Source organism: Streptomyces sp. NPDC059455, assembly GCF_042750115.1.
In the GTDB taxonomy this organism is placed as follows: domain Bacteria; phylum Actinomycetota; class Actinomycetes; order Streptomycetales; family Streptomycetaceae; genus Streptomyces; species Streptomyces endocoffeicus.
In genome coordinates, this window is the sequence record NZ_JBHYVB010000040.1 from 26,467 (window position 1) to 51,089 (window position 24,623).

General features: G+C 73.4%; 16 protein-coding genes, 1 tRNA gene and 1 pseudogene. 9 read left to right on the forward strand and 9 right to left on the reverse strand.

Annotated elements, in window-relative coordinates; genetic code table 11:
* Positions 1-153: 153 nt before the first annotated feature.
* Together ACFXB5_RS16870 and ACFXB5_RS16875 are read right to left on the reverse strand one after the other, a co-directional pair.
* Positions 154-1,806 (reverse strand): ABC transporter permease, encoded by a 1,653-nt coding sequence (locus tag ACFXB5_RS16870; protein WP_385208113.1) that lies wholly within the window; start codon positions 1,804-1,806, stop codon positions 154-156.
* A complete protein-coding gene (locus ACFXB5_RS16875) occupies positions 1,803-2,720 on the reverse strand; it encodes an ATP-binding cassette domain-containing protein (protein WP_385208116.1) in 918 nt (305 codons plus the stop codon). The genes ACFXB5_RS16870 and ACFXB5_RS16875 overlap by 4 nt, the downstream gene beginning before the upstream one ends.
* Positions 2,721-2,812: 92 nt before the next feature.
* Here ACFXB5_RS16875 and ACFXB5_RS16880 point away from each other — a divergent pair, with 92 nt between their 5' ends.
* Positions 2,813-3,367 carry a GbsR/MarR family transcriptional regulator gene (locus tag ACFXB5_RS16880; protein WP_385208119.1) on the forward strand — a complete coding sequence of 185 codons (555 nt, stop codon included), beginning with the start codon at positions 2,813-2,815 and terminating at the stop codon, positions 3,365-3,367.
* A 78-nt stretch (positions 3,368-3,445) separates the two neighbouring features.
* Here the strand turns inward: ACFXB5_RS16880 and ACFXB5_RS16885 are convergent, their stop codons facing one another.
* Positions 3,446-4,018 (reverse strand): hypothetical protein, encoded by a 573-nt coding sequence (locus tag ACFXB5_RS16885; RefSeq protein ID WP_385208122.1) that lies wholly within the window; start codon positions 4,016-4,018, stop codon positions 3,446-3,448.
* 258 nt (positions 4,019-4,276) lie between these two features.
* Positions 4,277-4,685: pseudogene (locus ACFXB5_RS16890) on the reverse strand (hypothetical protein); the annotation flags it as partial.
* Positions 4,686-4,899: 214 nt separating this feature from the next.
* On the opposite strand from ACFXB5_RS16890, the gene ACFXB5_RS16895 reads away from it, so the two are divergent.
* Entirely contained in the window at positions 4,900-6,183 is a 1,284-nt protein-coding gene (locus tag ACFXB5_RS16895; RefSeq protein ID WP_385208124.1) for an adenylosuccinate synthase, read from the forward strand.
* A gap of 54 nt (positions 6,184-6,237) precedes the next feature.
* Here ACFXB5_RS16895 and ACFXB5_RS16900 read toward each other — a convergent pair whose 3' ends face one another.
* Positions 6,238-8,046, reverse strand: a complete 1,809-nt coding sequence (locus tag ACFXB5_RS16900; protein WP_385208127.1) for a DUF4328 domain-containing protein — start codon at positions 8,044-8,046, stop codon at positions 6,238-6,240.
* 51 nt (positions 8,047-8,097) lie between these two features.
* A complete protein-coding gene (locus ACFXB5_RS16905) occupies positions 8,098-11,133 on the reverse strand; it encodes a protein kinase (protein ID WP_385208130.1) in 3,036 nt (1,011 codons plus the stop codon).
* 343 nt (positions 11,134-11,476) lie between these two features.
* On the opposite strand from ACFXB5_RS16905, the gene ACFXB5_RS16910 reads away from it, so the two are divergent.
* From ACFXB5_RS16910 to ACFXB5_RS16920, 3 genes are all read left to right on the forward strand, one after another.
* A complete protein-coding gene (locus ACFXB5_RS16910) occupies positions 11,477-12,838 on the forward strand; it encodes an aspartate aminotransferase family protein (protein WP_385208133.1) in 1,362 nt (453 codons plus the stop codon).
* Between the two features lie 187 nt (positions 12,839-13,025).
* The gene (locus ACFXB5_RS16915) at positions 13,026-13,760 is read left to right on the forward strand and encodes a GntR family transcriptional regulator (RefSeq protein ID WP_385208136.1); all 735 of its coding nucleotides are present in this window, start codon (positions 13,026-13,028) and stop codon (positions 13,758-13,760) included.
* 142 nt (positions 13,761-13,902) lie between these two features.
* On the forward strand, positions 13,903-14,553 hold the full coding sequence (locus tag ACFXB5_RS16920; protein WP_201854044.1) for a hypothetical protein: 651 nt from the start codon (positions 13,903-13,905) through the stop codon (positions 14,551-14,553).
* A 79-nt stretch (positions 14,554-14,632) separates the two neighbouring features.
* Here ACFXB5_RS16920 and ACFXB5_RS16925 read toward each other — a convergent pair whose 3' ends face one another.
* The gene (locus tag ACFXB5_RS16925; protein ID WP_385208139.1) at positions 14,633-15,367 is read right to left on the reverse strand and encodes an SLATT domain-containing protein; all 735 of its coding nucleotides are present in this window, start codon (positions 15,365-15,367) and stop codon (positions 14,633-14,635) included.
* A gap of 327 nt (positions 15,368-15,694) precedes the next feature.
* On the opposite strand from ACFXB5_RS16925, the gene purD reads away from it, so the two are divergent.
* The 3 genes from purD (at position 15,695) to ACFXB5_RS16940 (ending at position 20,925) form a co-directional block, all read left to right on the forward strand.
* On the forward strand, positions 15,695-16,960 hold the full coding sequence (purD, locus tag ACFXB5_RS16930; protein WP_385208141.1) for a phosphoribosylamine--glycine ligase: 1,266 nt from the start codon (positions 15,695-15,697) through the stop codon (positions 16,958-16,960).
* A gap of 336 nt (positions 16,961-17,296) precedes the next feature.
* Complete coding sequence (locus ACFXB5_RS16935) at positions 17,297-19,150, forward strand: hypothetical protein (RefSeq protein ID WP_385208144.1); 1,854 nt, start codon at positions 17,297-17,299, stop codon at positions 19,148-19,150.
* A 275-nt stretch (positions 19,151-19,425) separates the two neighbouring features.
* Positions 19,426-20,925 (forward strand): N,N-dimethylformamidase beta subunit family domain-containing protein, encoded by a 1,500-nt coding sequence (locus tag ACFXB5_RS16940; RefSeq protein ID WP_385208147.1) that lies wholly within the window; start codon positions 19,426-19,428, stop codon positions 20,923-20,925.
* Between the two features lie 286 nt (positions 20,926-21,211).
* On the opposite strand, the gene ACFXB5_RS16945 is transcribed toward ACFXB5_RS16940, so the two are convergent.
* Positions 21,212-22,681: a phytoene desaturase family protein gene (locus tag ACFXB5_RS16945; RefSeq protein ID WP_385208150.1), complete on the reverse strand. Its 1,470-nt coding sequence runs from the start codon at positions 22,679-22,681 to the stop codon at positions 21,212-21,214.
* A gap of 182 nt (positions 22,682-22,863) precedes the next feature.
* Between ACFXB5_RS16945 and ACFXB5_RS16950 the strand changes: the two genes are divergently transcribed.
* Positions 22,864-23,784 (forward strand): phosphoribosylaminoimidazolesuccinocarboxamide synthase, encoded by a 921-nt coding sequence (locus ACFXB5_RS16950; RefSeq protein WP_385208153.1) that lies wholly within the window; start codon positions 22,864-22,866, stop codon positions 23,782-23,784.
* Positions 23,785-23,855: 71 nt separating this feature from the next.
* Here ACFXB5_RS16950 and ACFXB5_RS16955 read toward each other — a convergent pair.
* Positions 23,856-23,928 (reverse strand) — tRNA-Gly (locus tag ACFXB5_RS16955).
* Positions 23,929-24,623 lie beyond the last annotated feature (695 nt).

Below are 24,623 nucleotides of genomic sequence, written 5' to 3' on the forward strand. Positions count from 1 at the left end.
GCGGCCCCGTCATATGTTAAAACCACCCCGGCGCGCGCTGCGGGCCGAGCTCGGAGCGGCCCCGGCGACGGGGGGGGGAACACCAGCCCCCCCTTTGTCCACAGCCTGTGGACAACGGGGGGCGGTTGCCGGGACGTGGTGGGCCGACGGGGGTCAGCCGCCGATGTCACGGCGGCGCATGCCCACCAGTCCTCCGGCGGCGAGAATGACCGAGAGGAGCAGCAGCCACAGGAACGGCGCTGCCGTCACGTCGTCGCCCGGCAGCTTCGGCAGATGGCTGAAGGGTGAGGTGTCCATGACGGAATCGGACAGCTCCAGCGCCGGGCCCATCCAGCCCAAGGCGACCACCCAGCCGACGAAGGCCCAGGCCGCGGCCGAGTACTTCGGCACCACGCCCACGAGGAAGAGCGTCACGCTGGTGAGCACCCACAGCGCCGGGAGCTGGGCGAGGGTGGCACCGAGGCAGCGGGGGAGCTGGTCGGCCAGATCGCCCGCCGCGATGCCGTAGCCCAACCCCAGCGCCAGACCGCCGATGGCGAGGATGACGACCGGGCCGAGGTACGCGATGACCAGGTGGCTCCCGGCCCAGCGCAGCCGGCCGACGGCGTTGGCCAGCAGGGGCTCCGCGCGCTGGTCGGTCTCCTCGCTGCGCAGCCGCAGCACGGAGGTGGTGGTGTAGACGGTGAGAATGGTGCCCAGGACACCGACCATGGCGGCCAGGAACGCGTCGTTGAGCCCCTGGGCGCCGCCCATCCGCTGGATGATGTCGCGGGTCTTGTCGCTGTCGCCGAGGAAGTCGTTCGCACCGTCGGAGATGCCTCCGAAGATGGCGCCCGCGAAGACGATGCCCGCGGCCCAGCCGAACAGGGCGCCGCGCTGCAGCCGCCAGCCCAGGCCGTAGACCCCGCTCAGCAGCGGGCCGGCGGCCGGCGGGCCGGGACGGCTGGCGTAGAAGCTGGCGCCCACGTCGCGACGCCCGGCGAGGGAGTACGCGAGGGCGATCGAGGCCGCGGCGAGCACGGCGATCAGCAGCAGCGGCCACCAGCGCTCGTCCGCGTACGGCCGGGCGTACTCGGCCCAGCCCAGCGGCGAGAGCCAGACCAGGACATGGCCGGAGCCCTTGCTGCCGTCCTCGGCGGCGTCACCCGCCATGCGCAGCACGAAGGCGATGCCGACCGCGGCGGAGCTCAGGCCCCGGGCCAGCCGTGCGTTCTCCGTGAGCTGGGCGGCGACGGCGGCCAGACCGCCGAAGGCCATACCGGACAGCCCGACGGCGAGGCCGAGGGCCAGCGCGCCGGTGCCGCCCTGGCCCGCGAGGCCGCCCGCGATGAGCAGGGTCACCGCGCCGTTGGCGATGGCCACGGCGAGCAGGGCCGAGGTGAGCCCCGCGCGGCGGCCGACCATGCCGGCGGAGAGCGCCTCCTGGCGGCCGGTCTCCTCCTCCTCACGGGTGTGCCGGATCACGATGAGCAGGCTCATGATCGCGGCGAACACCGTAAGGAAGGCACCCACGCGCCAGACGGTCAGCGCGCCGAGCGTGTCGTCGAAGGCGGCGCCGAACAGGGCCCGGGTCGAGCCGTTCCCGTTCATGTCCTCGACGAGATTGGCGCGCCGGGCGGGGGTGTCGTACGCGCTCTTCAGACGGCCGACGGTGCTGCTGGCCGTGAGCCCCAGGCACAGCACCCACACCGGCATCATGATCCGGTCGCGGCGCAGGGCGAGCCGCAGCAGCGTGCCCGTGCCCGCCAGATCGTGGGCCGATCCGCGGGTGCGGGGGGAGACCCGGGCGTCGGCTACGGCGGTCATCGGGCGATCGCCTCGGCTTCCGTGCCCGTGATGTCGTCCTGGTAGTGGCGCAGGAAGAGCTCTTCCAGGGTGGGCGGGGTGGAGATGAGACTGCGCACCCCGACCTGGGTGAGCTGCCGCAGCACGGCGTCCATCTTGTCGGATTCGACCTGGAGCTTGACCTGGCTGCCCTGGATGTCCACGTTGTGCACACCGGGGAGGCCGGACAGGCCGTTGGGCTCGCCGGCGAGCTCGGCGGTCACCGACGTACGGGTCAGATGGCGCAGCTCGGTGAGGGTGCCGGACTCCACCCGCCGGCCCTTGCGGATGATGCTCACCCTCCGGCAGAGCGCCTCGACCTCGCTGAGGATGTGGCTGGAGAGCAGCACCGTACGACCCCGGTCGCGCTCCTCGGCGACGCACTCGCGGAAGACCTCCTCCATGAGCGGGTCGAGCCCGGAGGTCGGCTCGTCGAGGATCAGCAGCTCCACTTCGGATGCGAACGCGGCGACCAGGGCGACCTTCTGGCGATTGCCCTTGGAGTACGTACGGCCCTTCTTGGTGGGGTCGAGCTCGAACCGCTCCAGGAGCTCGGCGCGGCGTGCGCTGTCCAGCCCACCGCGCAGCCGCCCGTACAGGTCGATGACCTCTCCACCGCTCAGGTTGCGCCACAGGGTGACGTCTCCGGGGACGTACGCGATGTGGCGGTGGAGGTCGACCGCGTCGTGCCAGGGGTCCTTGCCCAGCATCTGCACGGCGCCGGAGTCGGCGCGGAGCAGCCCGAGGAGAACCCGGATGGTCGTGGACTTTCCGGCGCCGTTGGGCCCGAGGAAGCCATGGACCTCACCTGCCTCGACTTCGAGGTCGAGGCCGTCCAACGCGTGGGTCCGGCCGAAGGACTTGTGGAGGCCGGACACGGAGATAGCCGTTTTCATGATTTCGAAGCTACGCTAGTTTCACAAATTTGTGAAGTTAAGGAACCGTATAAACTTATGATGATGTGACGAAGAGGGGAGATGATGAAGCGGTGAGGGAGACGATCGAACCGGGGGGCGCCCCCGATGACACGCCCGGTGAAGCGGCGCGTGACGAGGCGGCGGTGTCCAGGTTCGTCGAGCGGTTCGCGGCCGATCTGGCCGAGGCCGGGATGCAGCGCATGGCGGCGCGGGTCTTCGCGGCGCTTCTCGTCTCCGATTCCGGGGCCCTTACCTCGGCGGAGCTCGCCGAGCGGCTGCGGATCAGCCCGGCCGCGGTCTCGGGCGCGATCCGCTATCTGTCGCAGGTCGACATGGTGGTGCGGGAGCGCGAGCCGGGCTCCCGCCGCGATCGCTACCGGCTCTACAACAACGAGGTCTGGTACGAGACGCTGACCCGCCGCGACCAGATTGTCGCCCGCTGGGAGAGCACCATGCGCGACGGCGCGAAGGTGCTCGGCCCCGGCACCCCGGCGGGGCTGCGGATCACCGAGACCGCCGACTTCTTCGAATTCGTCCAGCGGGAGCTGCCCAAGATGCTCGAGCGCTGGCGCGCCCAGAAGGCCGAGCGCCGCGCCGCCGAGGCCCGCGAGGCCGAAGCGGGCTGAATCCCTGCCCACGCCGCCCGGCCCGGCACGCCCGCGCCGCCCCGGCCCCACCGGGCCCCGTAGCGGCGCGAGTGGGGCTCAAGGGCGGTGGGGGAGCATCAGGCTCCAGGCCTCGGCCAGGACCGTCCAGGTGCGGCTGCGGACCGGGCCGCGGATCAGCGCGTCCGCGTGGTAGCGGAAGTCCGGGCCGGAGACGGTGACGGCGCGTGCCCGGGTGCGCAGCGGGCCGCCCGCCGCGTGGGGGTGGACCACGATCTCGGCCAGCCCGCCGCCCGGCGCGGCCGTCGAGACCGAGACGCGCTCCACCGGCCGGTCCAGATCGGTCAGCAGCACCCCGTCCGCCTCGATCCGCAGCCGCTGCGGCGGCGGATGCGCCGGGCGCCGGGCGCCGCCCGACAGGCCGATCACGGGGAGCGAGAGCAGCGTCAGCGCGGTGCGGGCGGTGCGGGCCGCCGGGCTCCACCACGGCCGGTGGCCGTCGCCCTCCCCGTCGGGGCCCTCCCGGTCATGGCCGGGCGGGCCCGCGCCGTCCCGGCCGTCCTCGGCCCGGCGGCGGTCGTGGACGCAGGGATCGCAGCCGCAGTCCCGGCCCCGCGTCCCGTCGCCGTGCGGCCCCGGGCCGTGCCCGTCCGGCCCGTCCATTCCGTCCATTCCGTCCATTCCGTCCGGCCCGGCCGTCGCGCCGCCGCCGCCCCCCCGCCTCCCGCCCGGCCCCCCCGGACGCGCGAGCCCCGTCGGGAGACCCCACCCCCCGACGTCCCCCCCCCCCCCCCCCGCCCGCGCGCGCCGCGCGCCCGCCCTCGCCCCCCCGCGCGCCCCCCCCCCCCCCGAGCGCGCCCCTCCGCGGGCCGCGGCCGCGCCCCCCCCCCCCCCCGCCCGGCATCCCGTCGTGCGCACCGTGAGGAGCGAGCCCGGAGGGGATCCGCAGACCGCCGAGGACCACTCCACCGCTCTCGTCCACCAGCAGGTCACGCGGGCGCGCGGTCCCGTCGAGGACCGTACGGGCCGCGGCGACCGCGTCCGTCGGCACCCCGAGCGAATGGGCCAGGGCGACCGTGGCGGAGCCGCCGACCGGGACCACCGACAGCGCGGCGTCCGCCAGCTCCCGCCGCCGGTGCAGCAGCTCCACCATCCGCAGCAGGGCGCGGTCGTCGCCCACCAGCACCGGCCGGCGGGCGCCCCGGCGGGCCAGCGCCCGCTCGACTTCCTCCGGGCCGTCCGGCAGGCAGATTTTCGTCTGCGCGCCCGCACACAGCACATCCTTCGCGATTCGCACCGACTCCCCGTCCGTGCGGCGGGCGTTGGGGTCGATGACCATGAGCAGCGGGCGCCCCCGGGCGGTGTCCGGCGCAGGGGGCCGGGGATCTGGAGCCGACACCTCGGTCCTTCCTCAGGTAATCTCTCGGTGCAAGAGCCCCTGTCGCTGTTGCGCCAGGGGCTTCGTCTATCCGGGGCACCGGTTCGACGGCTCTTGTGGTGGCGCACGTCACCATGCACGTTGGACATGCCCCGCCCGGAAGGGGTGTACGCCTGTGCCCGCACTTGTGCTGCTCGGTGCTCAGTGGGGTGACGAGGGCAAGGGAAAGGCCACCGATCTGCTCGGTGGCTCCGTGGACTATGTAGTGCGCTACCAGGGCGGTAACAACGCGGGCCACACGGTGGTGGTCGGCGACCAGAAGTACGCGCTGCACCTCCTCCCGTCCGGAATCCTCTCGCCCGGGTGTACCCCGGTCATCGGCAACGGCGTCGTCGTGGATCCCGCGGTCCTGCTCTCCGAGCTGAGCGGGCTCGCCGACCGCGGCGTCGATACGTCCAAGCTGCTGATCAGCGGTAACGCTCATCTGATCACGCCGTATCACACGACCCTCGACAAGGTGTCGGAACGATTCCTCGGCAAGCGGAAGATCGGCACCACCGGCCGTGGCATCGGCCCGGCCTACGCGGACAAGATCAACCGCGTGGGCATCCGGGTCCAGGACCTCTTCGACGAGTCGATCCTGCGGCAGAAGGTCGAGGCGGCCCTGGACTACAAGAACCAGGTGCTGGCCAAGCTCTACAACCGCCGCGCCATCGCGGTCGACCAGGTCGTCGAGGAGCTGCTGGGCTACGCGGACCGGCTCGGCGGCTATGTCGCCGACACCACCCTCCTGCTCAACAACGCCATCGACCAGGGCCAGGTCGTGCTCTTCGAGGGCGGGCAGGGCACCCTGCTCGACGTCGATCACGGCACGTACCCCTTCGTCACCTCCTCCAACCCGACCGCGGGCGGCGCCTGCACCGGCACCGGAGTGGGCCCGACGAAGATCAGCCGCGTGATCGGCATCCTGAAGGCGTACACCACCCGCGTCGGCGCGGGCCCGTTCCCCACCGAGCTCCTCGACGAGGACGGCGAGAAGCTGCGCACGATCGGCGGCGAGCGCGGTGTGACCACCGGGCGCGACCGGCGCTGCGGCTGGTTCGACGCGGTCATCGCGCGCTACGCGACCCGGGTCAACGGCCTGACCGACTTCTTCCTCACCAAGCTGGACGTGCTCACCGGCTGGGAGCGGATCCCGGTGTGCGTGGCGTACGAGATCGACGGCAAGCGCGTCGAGGAGCTGCCGTACAGCCAGACCGACTTCCACCACGCCAAGCCCATCTACGAGACGCTGCCGGGCTGGTCGGAGGACATCACCCAGGCCAAGACCTTCGACGAGCTGCCGAAGAACGCGCAGAAGTACGTCCAGGCGCTGGAGGAGATGTCGGGCGCCCCGATCTCGGCCATCGGCGTCGGGCCGGGCCGTGACGAGACCATCCAGATCAACTCGTTCCTCTGACCCCTCGGCGGGAGCGCGGGCCACGGCGGAAGCGCGGCCCGCGCCTCGGCGTCACTACGCCGCGGGCGGGCCGAACACCCCGGCGGGCTGCTGCGCCTGGCCGACGGGCTGTGCGGCCCGCCGCTCCTGCATCTTGGTGATCCGCCGGACCACGCCGATGGCCAGCACCGCCGCCAGGATGCCGATGGCGTCGTCGGCGATGTTGATGACGACACCGGGTCGCTGTTCCTTGATGTTGTCGCTGACGATCTCGCTGGCCCCGTGCACCGGGAACATCAGGAACATGAGCACGAAACACGTCCACCACCAGTGCAGCACCGCGCGTCCGTTACGTCCGGGCCCCGGGGGAGTGCTGGAGGTCCAGATGTCGTTGGCGATCTGCTTGGGGAGCCACAGCTGGGCGACCGGGATGAACCAGGCGCCCACGGAGTAGCCGCTGCCGAACCGCTGCCGCCCGGGGTTGAGCACCGTGGAGTTGATGTAGGCGGTCCGGAACCAGACCAGCCACAGCACGGCGAGCACGCACACCGCGACACCGATCCCGGTGCCCAGCGAATCGATGTCACTGCTCTTGCTGTAGATGATGTTCCGGGCGGCCGGGTCGAGATCGCCGCCGAAGTACGCGTCGAGCAGCGAGATGTTCAGCGCCATGTCGAGCAGGGTCAGTGTCAGCCAGACGCCGAACATGCTCACCAAGGCGGTGGCCAGACCCCGGATCGGCCTCATCCGCGTGCCGGGGCCGGGGTAGCCGACCGGCGCCTGATAGCCGCCCTGCCAGGGCTGGGCGTTCATCGCGTACCCGTGCGCCTGGGGCGTCGCGTACGCGGACGGGGAGGCATACGGGCTGGGCGGTGTGTGCGGACCGGGCGGTGTGTGGGGACCGGGGCCGGGCTGGGGGTGGCCGTACGCCGACGGGCTCTGCGGCGGCGTCAGGGAGTCCGGCTGCGCGTTCTCGGCCTCCACTTCCAGCAGTTGGAGCGCGTCCCGCCCCAGCCGGGCGAGCAGTCCGCCCGGCAGCCAGGGCTCGCCGTCATCGGCCACCGGCTGGGTGGCGGCCACCAACTCGTCCACCGACGGCCGCTTGGCCGGGTCCTTCTCCAGGCACGCGGTGACCATCCCGAGCGCCCCTTCCGGGAGCCCCACCAGATCGGGCTCCTCCTGGGCTATTCGGTACATCAGGGCGTGGATGCCGCTGTCCAGGTTGCCGAAGGGCTGACGTCCGGTGGCGGCGAAGGCGAGCACCGAGCCGAGGCAGAAGACATCGCTCGCGGCGGTGACCGGCTCCCCGCGCACCTGCTCTGGCGACATGAACCCGGGCGAGCCGACGACCGCGCCGGTCGTCGTCAGATTGCCGCCCGTGGTGCTGCCCACGGCGTCCAGGGCGCGCGCGATGCCGAAGTCGATGACGCGCGGACCGTCGATCGTGACGAGGATGTTGGACGGTTTCAGATCGCGATGGATCAGCCCGGCGCCGTGGATGTCGCGCAGCGCGAGGGCCAGTCCGTGGGCCAGGATCCGCAGTGAGCGCTCGGGCAGCGCCCCGAAGTCCTCGGCCACGACGCTGTGCAGGGACGGACCGCCGATGTAGCCGGTGGCCACCCAGGGCACCTCGGCATCGGTGTCGGCGTCGAGCACCGGCGCGGTCCATTGGCCGCCGACTCGTGTCGCGGCCTCCACTTCCCGTTTGAAGCGGCTGCGGAAGTCCGCCTGGCGTGCGAGTTCGGCCTGTACGAGCTTCACCGCCACGGTGCGGCCGCGGGCGGAGCGGGCGAGATAGACCCGGCCCATTCCGCCCTCGCCCAGCTTGCCGAGCAGTCGGTACTCGCCGATCCACCGCGGGTCCTGGGCCCCGAGGTTCTCCATCGCGGTGTGGCTCCTGTCCCTGTGCCGATAGTCCCTCTGCCGATCGGCCGATCAGTCGAGGCGGGTGAACGTCTGTGTCATCGTCTCATCGCTGTAATCGTCCGGGTCGTCATATTCGACACGCAGCTTGTCATGTCCGGAAGATGTGAACGTGAGTGACGTGCCGGGTCCGCAGAGATTCTTGGGAGTTCCCCCGGTGAACTTCGAAGGGCTGAGGACCAGTCCCTTCTCCACCGAGGCCAGGATCCGGTCACCCTCGCAGTGGTACTTCTTGCTGTCCGCGACCTCCTGGCCCACCACGGAGCCGATCGCGCCCTGCTTGATGGTGATCTTCAACGTGGCGTCGGGCTTCCCGAACGCGTCCTTGGCCAGCCAAGTGCCCACGTACCCGGAGGGGATGGGCTTGCCGCCGCTCTTGGAGGGGCGCAGCGTCGCCTCGGAGGAGCCGTCCGTGGTGCTCCAGGCGAGAGTGCCGTCGTTGCCCAGCCGCAGCGTCTGCTCGCCGACCGCGCTGCAACTGTCCTCGGGGATGCTGGTGGCGACCTCCTCGTCCTCGATGAGGAGCAGGCTGTCCACCGACTTGAGCTTGGCGGAGTCCTGGCAGAACGAGTCCGAGTCGGAGGTCAGGGTCTCGGCGACGACCGCGCCGACCGGCCCCTGCGAGAGCACGACCCGGCGGATCTTGCCGGTCGACTCGCCGCTCTCCTTGATCTCGCCCTCCCAGGCGCCCAGATACTCGGTGGGCACGTCGCCCGACGTCTCCAGCTTGGTCGCGGACGGATCGGGGCCGTCCGAACCCCCGGAGGAGCCCTTGGAGTTGCCGCCGCCCGATGCGCCCGGGGTGGGCGCTGTGTGGGTCATCTTGTCGTAGTCGGTCTTGGCCCGGTCGCCCTTGTCGTCGTTCCCCTTGACGATGGCGAGCGCGGTGACCCCGGCTATGAGGGCGGTGGCGACGGCGGCGGAGACGACGATGAGCGTCTTACGGCGCCGCCGGTTCGGCGTCGGGGGCGTCTGCGACGAGCCGCCCCCGGGCCCGCTCGGCGCCCCTGGCCCACCCGGTCCGCCGAACCCGGCGGAGGGCGACCCGGCGGCCGCCCCGAACGAGGTGACCGCGGGCGGCCCAAAGCCGTGCGCCGGCGTCGGCGGCTCACCCTCCGCGCCCGCCTGCGGCGTCTGCGGTGCCTGCGGCGGCGTGGCGTGCGACGGGTAGCCGTACGCCCCGGGGGCGTAGGGCCCGGCGGAACCGGGCGAGTTGGGAGCGACGGCACCCGGGCCTGCCTGCGGCGGGGTGGCGTTTCCGGGCGCGCCGTGGCCGGGCGTGCCTGTGTGCGGTGTGCCCGCGTGTGGGGTGCCTGCGTGTGGCGGGCCTGCGTGCGGCGTGCTCGCCTGCGGCCCGGCGGAGGGTCCGGCGGGTGTTCCGGGTGCGGCGGCGTGCGGGGCGCCATGGCTCGGCGCGGCACCACCAGGCGCCTGCGGCGCACCTGCCTGCGGTGCGGCGGCAGGTCCGCCGGGTGTTGCGTGCGGGGCGCCACCGGGTGTGTTGGGCAAGGCGGCGGCTCCCCCGGCTGCCCCGGCCTGCGGCGGGGTGGTGCTTCCGGGGGCGCCGTGGCCCGGTGCGCCCGCGTGCGGGGTGCCGTGATCCGGCGCGGCTTGCCCGGCGCCTGCGTGCGGTGTGGCGGCAGGGCCGCCAGGTGTTGCGTGTGGGGCGCCGTGGCCCGGTCCGGCCTGCCCCGCGCCTGCCTGAGGCGCGGCGGACGGTCCGCCGGGTGTGGCACCACCGGGTGCGTTGGGCGGGGCGGCGGAGCCCCCCGCCGCGTCGGCCTGCGGGGCGCCGGACGGGCCGGCGGGCCGGCGCGGGTCGGCCGACGGCGTGCCGCCTGCCTGTGGCCCGGCGGCCGGGTCGGGTTCGCCCTGGTCCTCGCCCGCCCGCGGCGCGCCCGGGTCCCCGCCGGGCCGGGCCGGGCCGCCCTGCGCCGCGCCCGCCGAGGGCGGAGTGGACGGAGCCGGGGGGAGGGGCGCCGCCGAGGGGCGGGGCGGGGTGGTCGGTGGCGGGGGTGTGGGGGGTTCCGCCGGGGCCAGGGGGTACGACGTGGCCGACGGCGGCGCGGCGGGCGGCGGCGGGACGGCGGGGCCCGGCGCCCCGGCCGCGGGCGGTACGGCGGGCCGAGCGGGCACCCCCGGCCCGGCGGGCGTCTCCACCTCCAGCAACTGCACCGCGTGCCGCCCGAGCTGGGCGACGAGCGTGCCCGGCAGCCACGGCTCGCCGTCGTCGTCCGCCCCGGCCGTACGCTCCAGCAACGCCTCCAGCGAGGGCCGGTCGTCCGGGGCCTTCTTCAGGCAGTCGGTGACGAGGTCACGCAGCCCCTCCGGCAGCCCGTCCAGGTCCGGTTCCTCCTGGGCGATGCGGTACATCACCGCGTGCACCCCGCTGTCGGCCGTGCCGAAGGGCTGACGGCCGGTCGCCGCGTAGGCGAGCACCGAGCCGAGGCAGAAGACGTCGCTGGCCGGGGTGACCCGCTCGCCGCGCACCTGCTCGGGCGACATGAAGCCGGGCGATCCGACGACGGCGCCGCTGCGTGTGAGGATGCCGTCGGTGACGGTCTCCAGCGCCCGTGCGATACCGAAGTCGATGACGCGCGGACCGTCGATGGTGACCAGGACGTTGGACGGTTTGAGGTCGCGGTGGACCAGACCGGCGTCGTGGATGTCGCGGAGCGCCTGCGTCAGGCCGTGCGCCAGGATGTGGACGGTCCGCTCGGGCAGACGGCCCGACTCGGCGACGATCGCGTGCAGGGAGGGACCGGCGATGTAGCCGGTGGCGACCCATGGGGTGGCGGCCTCGGTGTCGGCGTCCAGCACCGGCGCGGTCCATGCGCCCCCGACCCGCTGTGCGGCCCGCACCTCCTGTTTGAACCGCCGCCGGAATTCGGCCTGTTGGGCGAGCTCGGTCTGGACGAGCTTCACCGCCACCGTGCGCCCGCGTGCTGAATGAGCCAGGAACACCCGGCCCATGCCACCCGCGCCAAGGCGCCGGAGCAGCCGGTACTCACCGATCCAGCGAGGGTCCTCGGCCCCCAGGTCTTCCATGCGTCGATCGTCCCTTCCCCGTGAATCCCCCTGATCAGCCCCCCGGAGAGAATAAGGGCGGCTGAGAGCGAAGTGGACGACGCGGACGATCCGTTATCGGTTCCATATCCGTCCTGTGTCACTCCCGAGCCGGAGAACGGATATCCGGAGCTCCGGAGGGGACCGCCGGGAGCGAAATCCGGACAGCCGCGCCCCGACCACCGGCGACGGCCACAGGTCCCTCCGCCGCCCGGCAGGATGTCGGCGTACGACCCGAAACCCGGACAGGCTGTCGGTGCCGGGCGCGGGGCCGGGGTCCGTACGCTGGTGCCGCCCCGACCCGCGAGCGATCCGAGGTACGAACGTGTCCGTGCAGCCCAGCCCCGACCACGCGGCCGGCGCCGCCGTCAAGGCCGCCGACCGCGCGCATGTCTTCCACTCCTGGTCCGCGCAGGGCCTGATCGACCCCCTCGCCGTCGCGGGCGCCGAAGGCTCGTACTTCTGGGACTACGACGGCAACCGCTACCTCGACTTCTCCTGCCAGCTGGTGAACACCAACATCGGCCACCAGCACCCCAAGGTCGTGGCCGCGATCCAGGAGCAGGCCGCGAAGCTGTGCACCATCGCGCCGGGGTTCGCCGTGGACGTGCGGTCCGAGGCGGCGCGGCTGGTCGCCGAGCGCACCCCCGGTGACCTCGACAAGATCTTCTTCACCAACGGCGGCGCCGAGGCGGTGGAGAACGCGGTCCGCATGGCCCGGCTGCACACCGGCCGCGCCAAGGTGCTCTCCGCCTACCGCTCGTACCACGGCGCCACCGCCGCCGCGATCAACCTCACCGGCGACCCCCGCCGCTGGCCCTCCGACACCGCCTCGGCGGGTGTGGTGCACTTCTGGGCGCCGTTCCGCTACCGCTCGCCCTTCCACGCCGACAGCGAGCAGCAGGAGTGCGAGCGCGCGCTGCGCCACCTCGAGGACACCATCGCCTTCGAGGGCCCGCAGACCGTCGCCGCGATCATCCTGGAGACCATCCCCGGCACCGCCGGGATCATGGTCCCGCCGCCCGGCTATCTGGCCGGGGTCCGGGAGATCTGCGACCGCTACGGCATCGTGTTCATCCTGGACGAGGTCATGGCGGGCTTCGGCCGCACCGGCCACTGGTTCGCGGCCGACCACTTCGGCGTCACCCCGGACCTGCTGACCTTCGCCAAGGGCGTCAACTCCGGCTATGTGCCGCTCGGCGGCGTCGCGATCTCCGCCGAGATCGCCGCGACCTTCGACCAGCGCCCCTACCCGGGCGGGCTCACCTACTCCGGCCACCCGCTGGCCTGCGCCTCGGCCATCGCGACGATCAACGCGATGGCGGAGGAGGGGATCGTGGAGAACGCCGCCGCGATCGGGGAGAACGTGATCGGCCCCGCGCTGCGGGAGATCGCCGAGCGACACCCCTCGGTCGGCGAGGTGCGCGGCCTCGGCGTTTTCTGGGCGCTGGACCTCGTCAAGGACAAGGAGACCCGCGAACCGCTCGTGCCGTACAACGCGGGCGGAGCGGACAACCAGCCGATGGCCGACTTCGCGGCGGCCTGCAAGCGCGGCGGTCTGTGGCCCTTCGTGAACATGAACCGCACCCATGTCGTGCCGCCGTGCACCGTCACCGAGGCCGAGGCCAAGGAGGGTCTGGCGATCCTGGACGAGGCGCTGAACGCGGCCGACGCACATACGGCGTAGCGGCCGCCGGTACCGGCTTCCGGGCGCTGCCCGTTTGCCTCTGGACGCGGCCCGACGGCTGCCCGATGGCTGCCCGGTGTAGACCACTGCCGCACTCTGCGTGTTCCGCGCAACGGCCCTCGCATATCGTGATGCGAGGGCCGTCCGCATTCTTACCACCGACGGCCGTGGAAGGAGACGGTCCTCGATGCCCGTGCCCGGCACCAGCCCGGTCAAGCGGAACACCCTGCGGCAGCAGATCGCCGACGCGCTCTGTGACGAGGTGCTCGCGGGCAGGCTCCCTGCGGGGCGCCAGTTCACCGTCAAGGAGATCGCCCAGCAGTACGGCGTCTCCGCGACCCCCGTCCGGGAGGCGCTGCTGGACCTGTGCTCGCAGGGGCTGCTCGATGTCGAGGAGCACCGGGGCTTCAAGGTCCACGAGTTCACCATCGACGACTTCCGGCACATGGTGGACGCCCGGACGATGGTGGTGGAGGGCGTCTTCCGGCACTACGGCGAGCGGTCCCTGAGCACCATGACCCCGCAGGCGCTGGCCTCGGTGCGGCGGCGGGCCGAGGAGGCCGAACGGGCCGCCCGCTCCGGCGATCTGGACATCCTCATCGGCTACGACCTGCGCTTCTGGCGGGAGATCTGCGGACTGGTCGGCAATCCGTACGTGTCGGACTTCCTCCAGCGGCTGCGGGTGCAGACCTGGGTGTTCACGGTGCCGTACCTGCGGCGCGTACCCGATCTGCGGGGTGTCCTGTGGACGGGGCACTGCGAGCTCACGGCGGCGGTCACCCGGGTGGATCCCCATGACTCGGAGCGGCTCATAGCGGCGTACAACACGCATTTCCGTGCGCTGATCGAGCGGTTGGTGGCGGGGGAGGAGACGCGCTCGCGGAACGGGACGGGGACCGAGCCGGAAGTCAACTCCCCCTGATCTCCTCCTGAACTCTTCGCGAACTCCCCCTGATCCATGGACCCCCGCCCCCCAGGGCCGGGGTCCTGCACTCTTCGCGCCGCGTACGTGGGGCATTACGCTGGGCCGACCATCGACCGTACGGATACGAGAGTGAGATCGCGTGGCATGTGACCTCTGGCTGGTCCCCCTCGTCGATGTGCTGTGCCACAGCCCCGACAACCCCTTCGCCGAAGAGATCGCCGCGTACGACAAGGCGCTCAGTGATGCCGGTCTGCCGCCCGTGCCCGTCTTCAGCTATATGCCGGGTCTTTCCGGGGATGTCGCCCCGGTGGCCGGTTTCGACTACGACGCGCTGCACTTCCTCCGCCGTGCCTATCTGCTGCAGATGTGCGGACTCGCGGTGACGCCAGTGGACGAACTCGGCGGGGACTACGAGCAGTTGCTGGAGATGTTCGAGCCCACGGCCCAGCAGTCGCATCTGGTGTGGCACTACGACCACGCGGGCGCGTACGTCCCCGTCGACTTCCAGAGTCCGCTGTCCAACGACGAACTCCTCGAGGGCGGCGGTCCGTTGGGCTCCAGTCATGGACTGCTGCGCGAGCTGGAGGCGGTCGCCCCGGCGCTCGGCATCGACCCGTCCAACCCCCCGGCCGCCCCCGCGCCCCCGGCCCGTCCCACGAGCCTGGAGGAACCGGCGGCGTCGGTCCCGTACGAGGACAGCCCCTTCGCGCGGGAGCGCCATGTGTGGCTGGGCCTGCACGCGGCGGCGACGCGCAGCCTCGGCCAGGGCTCGATGATCGTCTTCAGCTGACCACCGGGCTGACCACCGGGCTGATCACGGAGCTGACCACCGGGCTGACCGCCGACTCCGGGAGGCCCCGCGGCCGTCCTCAGCGGGGCGGCTCGGGCGGACGCTGCCGCGGCATATTGGGCCGGGCGGGGCCCGGCGGCAGCGGAAAGCGGCTCGCGGGGCTCCCGCTGTCCGGGCGGGAGCCCTGAGCCATCAGCGACTGCGTGACCAGCGGCGCGGAACCGGATCCGAAGTCCGCCATCCAGCCCGCCGTCTCGGCCCGCACCAGCTCCGACACGTCCTCGCAGAACCGCCGCAGCACCGACAGACAGCGCTCCACGGCCTCGCTCGCGGTGCCCTCGGTCGGGCCCAGCACCTCCCGCACGCTCTCCGACGCCCAGTCGAACTGCAGCGCCTCCAGCCGCCGCTGCACCGCCTGCGCCGTGGCCATGTCCCGCATCCAGCCGGACGTCAGCCCGAAGAACCGGTCGCCGCCGACGCACGCGACCGCCAGCAGCAGCGCCAGCGCGCCCCATCCGGCGCCGCCGTCCAGCGTTCCGTTCAGATCCAGCAGCGGCAGTACGGCCCCCACGACGCCCGCCACGGCGGCCCCCGCCCGCAGCACCCGGGCGGCCCGCCGCTTCCACACCCGGTCGGCGAGGTACCACCCGGCGACCTCCAGCGCGCCCTCCTCGACCCACTGGTACAGCTCGTCGAGCCGCTCCGCGGGCTCGCCCCAGTCGCCGTGCGGGAAGGGCCGGCCGAGCAGGTCACCCTGTTTCCTCGCGCCCTCCTGCCGAGGGAGCCCCTCGGGCTGCATCTCCGGCTGACTCACCGTGCGACTCCCTCTGCGGCGGCGTTTCTCCTGCGCGCGGCTGACACGCGACCACCATTCCTACCGCCGAACGGCTGGCCACGAGGACTCGATCACCGGATTTCAGCCCGTAAGGGCTGCCCCATCGGGTATAGGACCGCCCACTCCTCACCCAAAAGAGTGCCCCCGCTCACGGCGCAGGGCTCGCACGGGACTCCCGGCCGGACCGCGCCGGACCACCCTCGAACCGCCCTCGAATCGCGTTCGGACCGCTCTCGGACCGTTCTCGGACCGTGCCGCGGCCCCCGCCGCACAGCGCCCGCCGCCCCAGGCAATAGGCTGCCTACCGTGAAGGTCCTCGTCATCGGCGGCGGCGCCCGCGAACATGCCCTGTGCCGCGCTCTCTCCCTCGACCCCGACGTCACCGCACTGCACTGCGCCCCCGGCAACGCCGGCATCGCCGAGGTGGCCGAGCTGCACGCGGTCGACGCGCTCGACGGTGCCGCCGTCGCCGACCTCGCCGCCTCCCTGGGGGCGGGCCTGGTGGTCGTGGGGCCGGAGGCCCCCCTCGTGGCGGGGGTGGCCGACGCCGTGCGCGAGCGCGGGATCCCGGCCTTCGGGCCGTCCGCGGAGGCCGCGCGGCTCGAGGGCTCCAAGGCGTTCGCCAAGGACGTGATGGCGGCGGCGGGCGTGCCCACCGCCCGTGCCTATGTGTGCACCGGCCCCGCCGAGGTCGACGAGGCGCTGGACGCCTTCGGCCCGCCGTACGTCGTCAAGGACGACGGCCTCGCCGCGGGCAAGGGCGTCGTGGTGACCGAGGACGTCGAGGCCGCCCGCGCACACGCGCTGGCCTGCGGCCGGGTGGTGATCGAGGAGTTCCTGGACGGCCCGGAGGTCTCCCTCTTCGCGATCACCGACGGCGAGACCGTGGTCCCGCTCCAGCCCGCCCAGGACTTCAAGCGCGCCCACGACGGCGACGAGGGCCCGAACACCGGCGGCATGGGTGCGTACTCCCCGCTGCCCTGGGCGGACCCCGCCCTGGTGGACGAGGTCGTGGCCACGGTCTGCCAGCCCACCGTCGACGAGCTGCAGCGCCGCGGCACGCCCTTCTCCGGGCTGCTGTACGCGGGCCTGGCGATCACCTCGCGGGGGGTGCGCGTGATCGAGTTCAACGCGCGCTTCGGCGACCCGGAGACCCAGGTGGTGCTGGCCCGGCTGAAGACCCCGCTGGCCGCGGTGCTGCTCGCCGCCGCCACCGGCCGTCTGGAGGCCGAGCCGCCGCTGCGCTGGAGTGACGGCGCCGCCGTGACCGTGGTCCTCGCCTCGCACAACTACCCGGACACCCCCCGCACCGGCGACCCGATCACCGGGCTGGATGAGGTGGCCGAGAAGGACGGCCCCAAGGCGTACGTCCTGCACGCGGGCACCAAGCGGGACGGCGCGTCCGGTGAGGTGGTGAGCGCGGGCGGCCGGGTGCTCTCCGTCACCGCGACCGGCTCCGACCTGGCGAAGGCGCGCGAGCGGGCGTACCGCGCGGTGGGCCGGATCGGCCTGGAGGGCTCCCACCACCGTTCCGACATCGCGGCGAAGGCGGCCGCCGAAGCGGGTTCGTAAGCAGTGACCGGGGACGGCTGTAAGAAGTGTCTCAACCGGGGGCTCTAGTGGGCCGGTGAACGGTTCGGAAGGCCGCTTCGGCCCGCTTCGGCCTGTTCACACGGGGCCCGGCGTCGCCATCGCGAAGTTCCCGGTTTTACCCAAGGCCATTCCATTGGGTGAGCGGTTCCGCATCCTGCTGACGCACGCCCGGCCCCCAACTAGTGTGCCGCTCAGGCGAGGTGCGGCAACTGGCCCACTGGCATTGCGGAGTCGGTGGCCGGTGCGACAGTGGGTGGGGAGAAAACAACGCCGCCGTCGTCCGCTGTTCAAACACCGGCCGGACAGTAGGGGGTGATGAGAACCGTGGCAGGTCCCGAAGCAGGTGCCCTGGCGGCGCGTGCCCGCGCCCTCGCGGTACTGCGCATCCGGAGCACCGCGCTGGCGGTCGCACTCCTCCCGGCCGCCGCCGCCGTCGTGCTGCTGGCCGGAAGCGCCACCGGCAGCATCGGCGGCTCCCAGGACGAGGGCTGGACGGCCCTGCGCTGGGTGGTGACCGGGGGCGCCCTGGTGGTCCTGATGCTGGCGGCGGCCGTGGCCGCCGTGGTCGTCCGGGCCAGGCCCGCGCTCACCCCGACGGTGCCCATCGCCGAGGAAACGGCGCCCGACCTCTACCAGCTGGTCCGCGATCTGGCCGAGCGGCTGGAGGTCCCCGCGCCCTCGGCCATAGCGCTCACCCCCGACTGCGACAGCTGGCTGGAGGACCGTACGCATCCGGCGCACGCCCACCGCGGGGAGCGCCGGGACCGCGGCGCCCTAGCGGTCGAGGAGCCCCGCCCGGTGCGTGGCACCGGAGGGCCCGGCCCGGCGGCCGGCGCCGACCGGGTCGTGGACCGCCCCGAGCGGCGCGTCCCGCGGGCACCGGTGCTGGTGATCGGCTCGCCGTTCCTGTGGTGGATGCGGGTCGCCGAGCTGCGCGCGCTGCTCGCCCCCGTGGTGGCGGGCACCGGCCCGTCCGTCCACCCCGACATAGCCTCCGCCCGCCGCTTCGTGCGCGGTCTTGACGCCGCCGTGGCCGTCGCGGCCCGCGGCGGCGAGCCGTCGTCCGGGCCCGCGCCCGCCCTGGTGGCGGCGGTGCGCCGGCCCGCCTTCGCCTTCGTCGGCTGGGTGGCCCGGCTGCTGCTGCGCGGCTGCCGGGACCAGGCGGCCGAGATGGAGCGCGCGGTCGCCGCGGCCGCCTCTGAGCGGGCCCAGACGGTCGACTACGGGCTGCGGATCGTCGCCCAGGAGCAGGTGGGCCTCGCCTACGCGGGCTGGGACCGGCTGCTGACCCGGGTCGCGCTGCCCGCCTGGCGGATGGGTCGCTGGCCCTCCCGGCTGGACGCGGGCGTGGTCTCGGCGCTCACCGAGCTCTCCCGCCGCGACCGGCTCGCCGAGGGATTCACCTCCCGGCTGAGCGAGCGCCCGGCCTGCGACCTGCTGGAGGAGCCCGGGGTGATAGACGAGGCCACCTCGCTGCTCGCCGCCCGCCTCTTCCACGGCGGCCCGCCGGAGCCGGGCCCCGACTGGTCCCCGGTCGACTGGGGCGCGTACCCGGAGGAGGTCGTGGACCGCAAGTGGCGGCAGGAGGCCGCCCGGCTGAACCGGCTCCTGGACGAGCGGGACGACACCCACGAGCCCGTCGGCGCCGCCCCCGCCCCGGCCCGCGCGAGCGGGCCCGCCCCGGCCACCCTGGCCCGGGTCATCGACCGGCTCACCGGGGCCCCGGCCGACCCGGCCGACGGTGCCGACGGCGGCGCCCCCCGCCTCGCCGCCCGGCTCAGCGTCGAGGTGGCCCGGGAGGAGGCCGCCGCCACCCGGGCGCACGGCCAGGGCCCCGCGGCGGGGGCCGAGGGGCCCGCGGGCGGCTCCGGCGGCGATCCGTGGATCGACGGCTTCGCCCCGGCGTTCCCGCTCCAGCCGCCCCGCACCGGCCGGGAGCTGCTCGCCGACCATGTCACCGCCATGGTCTGCTGCGCCGCCGTGGACACCGCGGGCGCGGTCCCCGGCCTCGACTGGCTGGACGGGCCCGCGCTGCTCGTCGGCGGGCGGCGGCGGGCCGATCTGGCCCATCCGGTGCTCAGCCTGGTGGAGGACGGCGACGACGGGCCGCTGCGCGCGTGGCTCGGCGAGGTGGGGGTCCGCCCGGAGAAGCCCGTCCGGCTGGTATAGCGGCGCGGAGTCCGCCGAATACCGCTCCTATGTCCACCCTTGTCGCGCGTTCGGTGTCTGTTCCGGCAATTTAGCGACTATCGGTGACGGAGTGGGTGCGTAATGTGATGTGCTTGGACCGGTCGCTGTTGCCCGGCCCAGGAGTTCCGGCCCAACCCGGTCAGAACCGCAGGACCGGCCCCGCAGCCCGGCCCACAAGGCCGGACCCGCGGCGGTGCGGTGTGCGAGGACAGCGAGGCGAGGCGCCGCCGGGTAACGCAGGGAGGGGAGCAGTTGTGGGGACGGACCAGATCCGGCGCTGGGAGTCGGGAGCGCTCGCTCACGCGGTGACGGATCCTTTCGGCCAGGGCCCGCTGCCCTGGCTGCGCGACAGTGAGAACTACTTCGACGACACCGGCCGGGTGGTCCCGTGGTACGTCGACGACGTCCATCTCTCCGGGACCGACGTCCAGGCGGCCGGGCGGATCGACGCGAGCGGCATCGCCAGGATCCCCGGCCCCCGCACCGCCGACGACGTCCACCGGCAGATCAAGGGCTTCACCTCCACCTCCGCGGCGGCCCCCGGCGAGGCCATCGACTTCCGGATCACGGTGGATCCGCCCCAGCAGTTCAGCGTGGACATCTACCGCATCGGCTACTACGACGGCACCGGCGCACTGAAGATCACCACCAGCCCCCGGCTGTCCGGGATCGTCCAGCCGCCCCCGCTCACCGCCGACCGCACCGTCTCCTGCCACCACTGGTGGCTGTCCTGGCGGATGCAGATCCCCTCGTACTGGAAGCTCGGCGCGTATGTCGCGGTGCTGACCACCCTGGACGGCTACCGCAGCCACATCCCCTTCACCGTCCGTGACAGCCGCCCCGCCGACCTCCTCCTCGTCCTCCCGGACCTCACCTGGCAGGCGTACAACCTCTACCCGGAGGACGGCCGGACCGGCGCCAGCCTCTACCACGCCTGGGACGAGCGGGGAAAACTGCTGGGCGAGTCGGAGGCGGCCACCACGGTCTCCTTCGACCGGCCGTACGCGGGCGCGGGGCTGCCCCTCCATGTGGGGCACGCCTACGACTTCATCCGCTGGGCCGAGCGCTACGGCTACGACCTGGCCTACGCCGAGATGCGCGACCTGCACGCGGGCAGCGTCGACCCCACCCGCTACCGGGGGCTGGTCTTCCCCGGCCACGACGAGTACTGGTCGGCGCCGATGCGCCACACCGTGGAGGCGGCCCGCGACAGCGGCACCTCCCTGGTCTTCCTCTCCGCGAACACCATGTACTGGCAGATCGAACTCGCCCCCTCGCCCTCCGGCCCGGCCCGGCTGCTGACCTGCCGCAAGCGCCGCGGCCCCGGCCGCTCGGCGCTCTGGCGGGAGACCGCGCCCGAGCAGCAGCTCATCGGCATCCAGTACGCGGGCCGGGTGCCCGAGCCGAGCCCGCTGATCGTGCGCAACGCCGGCCACTGGCTGTGGGAGGCCACCGGCGCGGAGGAGGGCGACGAGATCCCCGGCCTGGTCGCCGGCGAGGCCGACCGCTACTTCCCCCGCACCGCCCTCCCCGACCACCTCCGCCGCATCCTCCTGGCCCACTCCCCGTACGAGGACACGGAGGGGGTGATCCGCCACCAGGAGTCGTCGCTGTACCGGGCCCCGAGCGGTGCGCTGGTCTTCGCGTCGGGGACGTTCGCGTGGTCGCCCGCGCTGGATCGCCCGGGGCATACGGATGAGCGGGTTCAGCGCGCGACGGCGAATCTGCTGGATCGGATCTGCAAGCGGGGGTGAGGCGGGCAGCATCGATATGCGGCTCCGCCGCGTGGCAGGGGCTCCGCCCCTGGACCCCGGGAGTCGACGAGTCGGCCGTCGCCGCCGTGAGCACCTGTACCGGCGGGCTGAGCGCGGTGGGCATACCGGCGCGGTGGATGGCCGGGCGGACATCCGTGCCGTCCGGGTCGCCCGACTGGGGGCCTGGGGCGGAGCCCCCACGCGGCGGAGCCGCACATTGACGCTGTGAGGGAAGGGGCGGGGAGGGGAACAGCCCGCCGCAGGCGTCGATCCGCCGGAGCCGCCCCTACGCCACCGGGGCCAGGGACGGGGCCTTCCGTACGCCGAACCGATGGCGTAGCGCCGACAGGGCCGCCAGGTAGCCGCACATCCCATGGACCCCCGGCCCCGGCGGGGTCGCCGATGAGCAGAGGAAGAGGCCGGGCAGCGGGGTGCGGTACGGGTCGAGGCGGGGCACCGGACGGGCGAGGCTCTGCCGGATCGTCATCGCGCCCGAGCCGATGTCCCCGCCCACGTCATTGGGGTCGTACGCCTCCAGGTCCCGCCCGGACATCCCGCGCGCCGCGAGCACCGTGTCGCCGAAGCCGGGGGCGTACGTCTCGATCCGGGAGCGGATCAGCTCCACCGGATCGGTGTCGTCGCCGTTCGGCATATGGGCGTAGGCCCACACCGGGCGCCTGCCGGGCCGGGCGCGTCCGGGGTCGGTGACGGCCGGGTCGACGAGCAGCACGAAGGGCGTCCGGCTGCGGACCCCGCGCGCGGTCCGGTTCTCCTCCCGGACCAGTTCGGCATGGGTGCCGCCCAGGTGCACGGTCCCGGCGCGGCCCACGGCGGGGTCGGCCCACGGAATCGGCTCGCTCACCAGGAAGTCGGCCTTGGCGGCGGCTGGGCCGTAGCGGAACCGCCGCAGCGCCCGGGCGTAGCGGTCGGGCAGCGCGCGCCCGGCGATGTCCAGCAGCCCCGGAACACCGGTGTCGAGCAGCACCGCGCGATACCCGTCCAGCTCACGGAGGTCGCCGATCGCGCGCCCGGTGTGGAAGGTGCCGCCGTGCGCGGTGATGTCGTCCACCATGGCCTCGGCGATCCGGGCGCTGCCGCCGCGCGGCAGCGGCCAGCCGGAGCCATGGGCCAGATGCCCGAGGAGGGCCGCCACCGCACCGCCGGCCAGGCTGGGCAGTTCGCCCACGGCATGGGCGGCGACCCCGGTGAGCAGGGCGGGCGCCGCCTCACCGGTGAAGCGGGCGGCACCGAGCCCGGTGCCGTGCACGAGGATGCGGGGGGCCAGCAGCAGCGGTGCCACCGGATCGCGGGGGAGGGCGCGCTGCCCGGAGAGGATGAAGTCGACCACGTCCTCGCTGTGCCGCACCAGCGGCGCCATCAGCCGCCGCCAGCGCTCCCCGTCCGGGCCGAGCCCGGCGCAGGTGGTCCCCAGATCGCGGTGGGCGAGCGCGGCGCGGCCGCCGTCCAGCGGATGGGCGCCGTCCAGCGGATGGGCGTAGGAGACCTCGGGCGTCAGCAGTTCCACCCCGCGCGCGGCCAGGCCGAACTCGCGGAAGAAGCGGGAGGCGGGCGCCATGGGGTGGACCGCCGAGCAGATGTCGTGGGCGATCTCCGAGTCGAAGAGCGGCTGGGTGCGCAGCCCGCCGCCGATGTCGGCGGCGGCCTCGTACACCGCCACCCGCAGCCCGGCGCGGGCCAGGGTGACGGCGGCAGCGAGCCCGTTGGGCCCGCTGCCCACGATCGCCGCGTCGGCCATCCGGCACCTCCCCGACGCCCCCATCTGTGTCCTGCCGCACGAGTTCCTCGTACGACGTGTTCGAACCGGCCGGAAGCGGAACCCGGAGCGCCGCACCCCCGCGGCTCCGCGCCCCGCCGCAGGTCGATGCCGTTCCGTGCGGCAGAATCGAGGGGGCTTGGACAAAAACACCAGGAGGAAGCGTGTCCGGATTCGTTGAGAAGCCCGAGCCGGTCGAGGTTCCGGGCCTTCAGCACCTGCACACCGGCAAGGTGCGCGACCTCTACCGGAACGAGCGCGGTGAGCTCGTCATGGTCGCCAGCGACCGGATGTCCGCCTACGACTGGGTCCTGCCGACCGAGATCCCCGACAAGGGCAAGATCCTCACCCAGCTCTCCCTCTGGTGGTTCGATCTCCTCGCCGACCTCGTCCCCAACCACGTCCTGTCCACCGAGCTGCCCGCCGGCGCCCCCGCCGACTGGGAGGGCCGGACCCTGGTGTGCCGGTCGCTGCGGATGGTCCCGGTCGAATGCGTGGCGCGCGGCTATCTGACCGGCTCCGGCCTGGCCGAGTACCGCGAGACCCGTACGGTGTGCGGAATCGCCCTCCCCGAGGGGCTGACCGACGGCTCCGAGCTGCCCTCCCCGATCTTCACCCCGGCCACCAAGGCCGCGGTCGGCGAGCACGACGAGAACGTGGCGTACGAGGAGGTGGCCCACCGCATCGGCGCCGAGCCCGCCGCCCAGCTGCGCCAGGCCACCCTCGCCGTCTACAACCGCGCCCGGGAGATCTCCCGCGCCCGTGGGATCATCCTCGCCGACACCAAGTTCGAGTTCGGCTACGCCGAGGCGACCCTCGGCGCGGAGAGCGCCGAGCCGGTGCTCGCCGACGAGGTACTGACCCCGGACTCCTCCCGCTTCTGGCCCGCCGACCAGTGGGAGCCCGGCCACGCGCAGCCGTCCTTCGACAAGCAGTACGTCCGCGACTGGCTGACCTCCCCGGCCTCCGGCTGGGACCGCACCAGCGAGCAGCCGCCGCCCCCGCTCCCGGCGGAGGTCGTCGAGCGGACCCACGCGAAGTACGCGGAGGCTTACGAGCTGCTGACCGGCACCAGCTGGAAGTAGGCCGCGGGCCGAGAGGCACGGAAGAACGACCAAGGGCCCCGACCGATCGGCCGGGGCCCTTGCGTTCCCTGAGCGGACGACGAGGCTCGAACTCGCGACCTCAACCTTGGCAAGGTTGCGCTCTACCAACTGAGCTACGTCCGCCTGCGCCGGACTTTTCCGCTCCGACGCGCCTCTACTATAACCAAACCCTCGACCGGTGAACTACCACCCCGAGCGCCGAGCCCACTCAGGGGCCACTCCGGACGGCCCTAGGGGGCGTCCAGCGGACCGTGACGCCTGCGACGGGCTGTAACGATACGCGGCTCCACCGCGTGGGGGGCTCCGCCCCGGCCCCCGCCCGCGTAGCAGACGGCGACCGTCGCCTCGTCGCCCCCCGGGTCCAGGGGGAGCGAAACCGGGGCTCTGCCCCGGCCCCCGGCTGGACGGCTGGGACGTGTGCGGGCGTCCGCTCGGTCTTCCGCCGCCGCGCCTGCGTGCTGGCCGCGATCAGCTCACCGGTGCAGGTGTGCACCTCGGCGGCCGTCGGCTCGTCGATGCCCGGGGTCCAGGGGCGGAGCCCCTGGTAGTGGGAAGGGGCGGGGAGGGGAAAGACCCGCCGGGGCCCGCTCAAGGTGCCTCGGCCGACCGTGGCTGGTCACGGTCATCGCCATCGTCTGGCAGCGATCCGACCCGCCGTCACATTCCAAGCAACACACACCCGTTGCGGCGACACCCGCCCGAAAACGCCTGAGGCGGGGGGGGGGGTGTGGAGTGCGGCGCTCGCGGCTAGCGTGAACCGCAGAGGTCGGTCTGGACTCCCCAACACTGAGGCTCTCTCTGTGTGAGCGAGGTCCGCG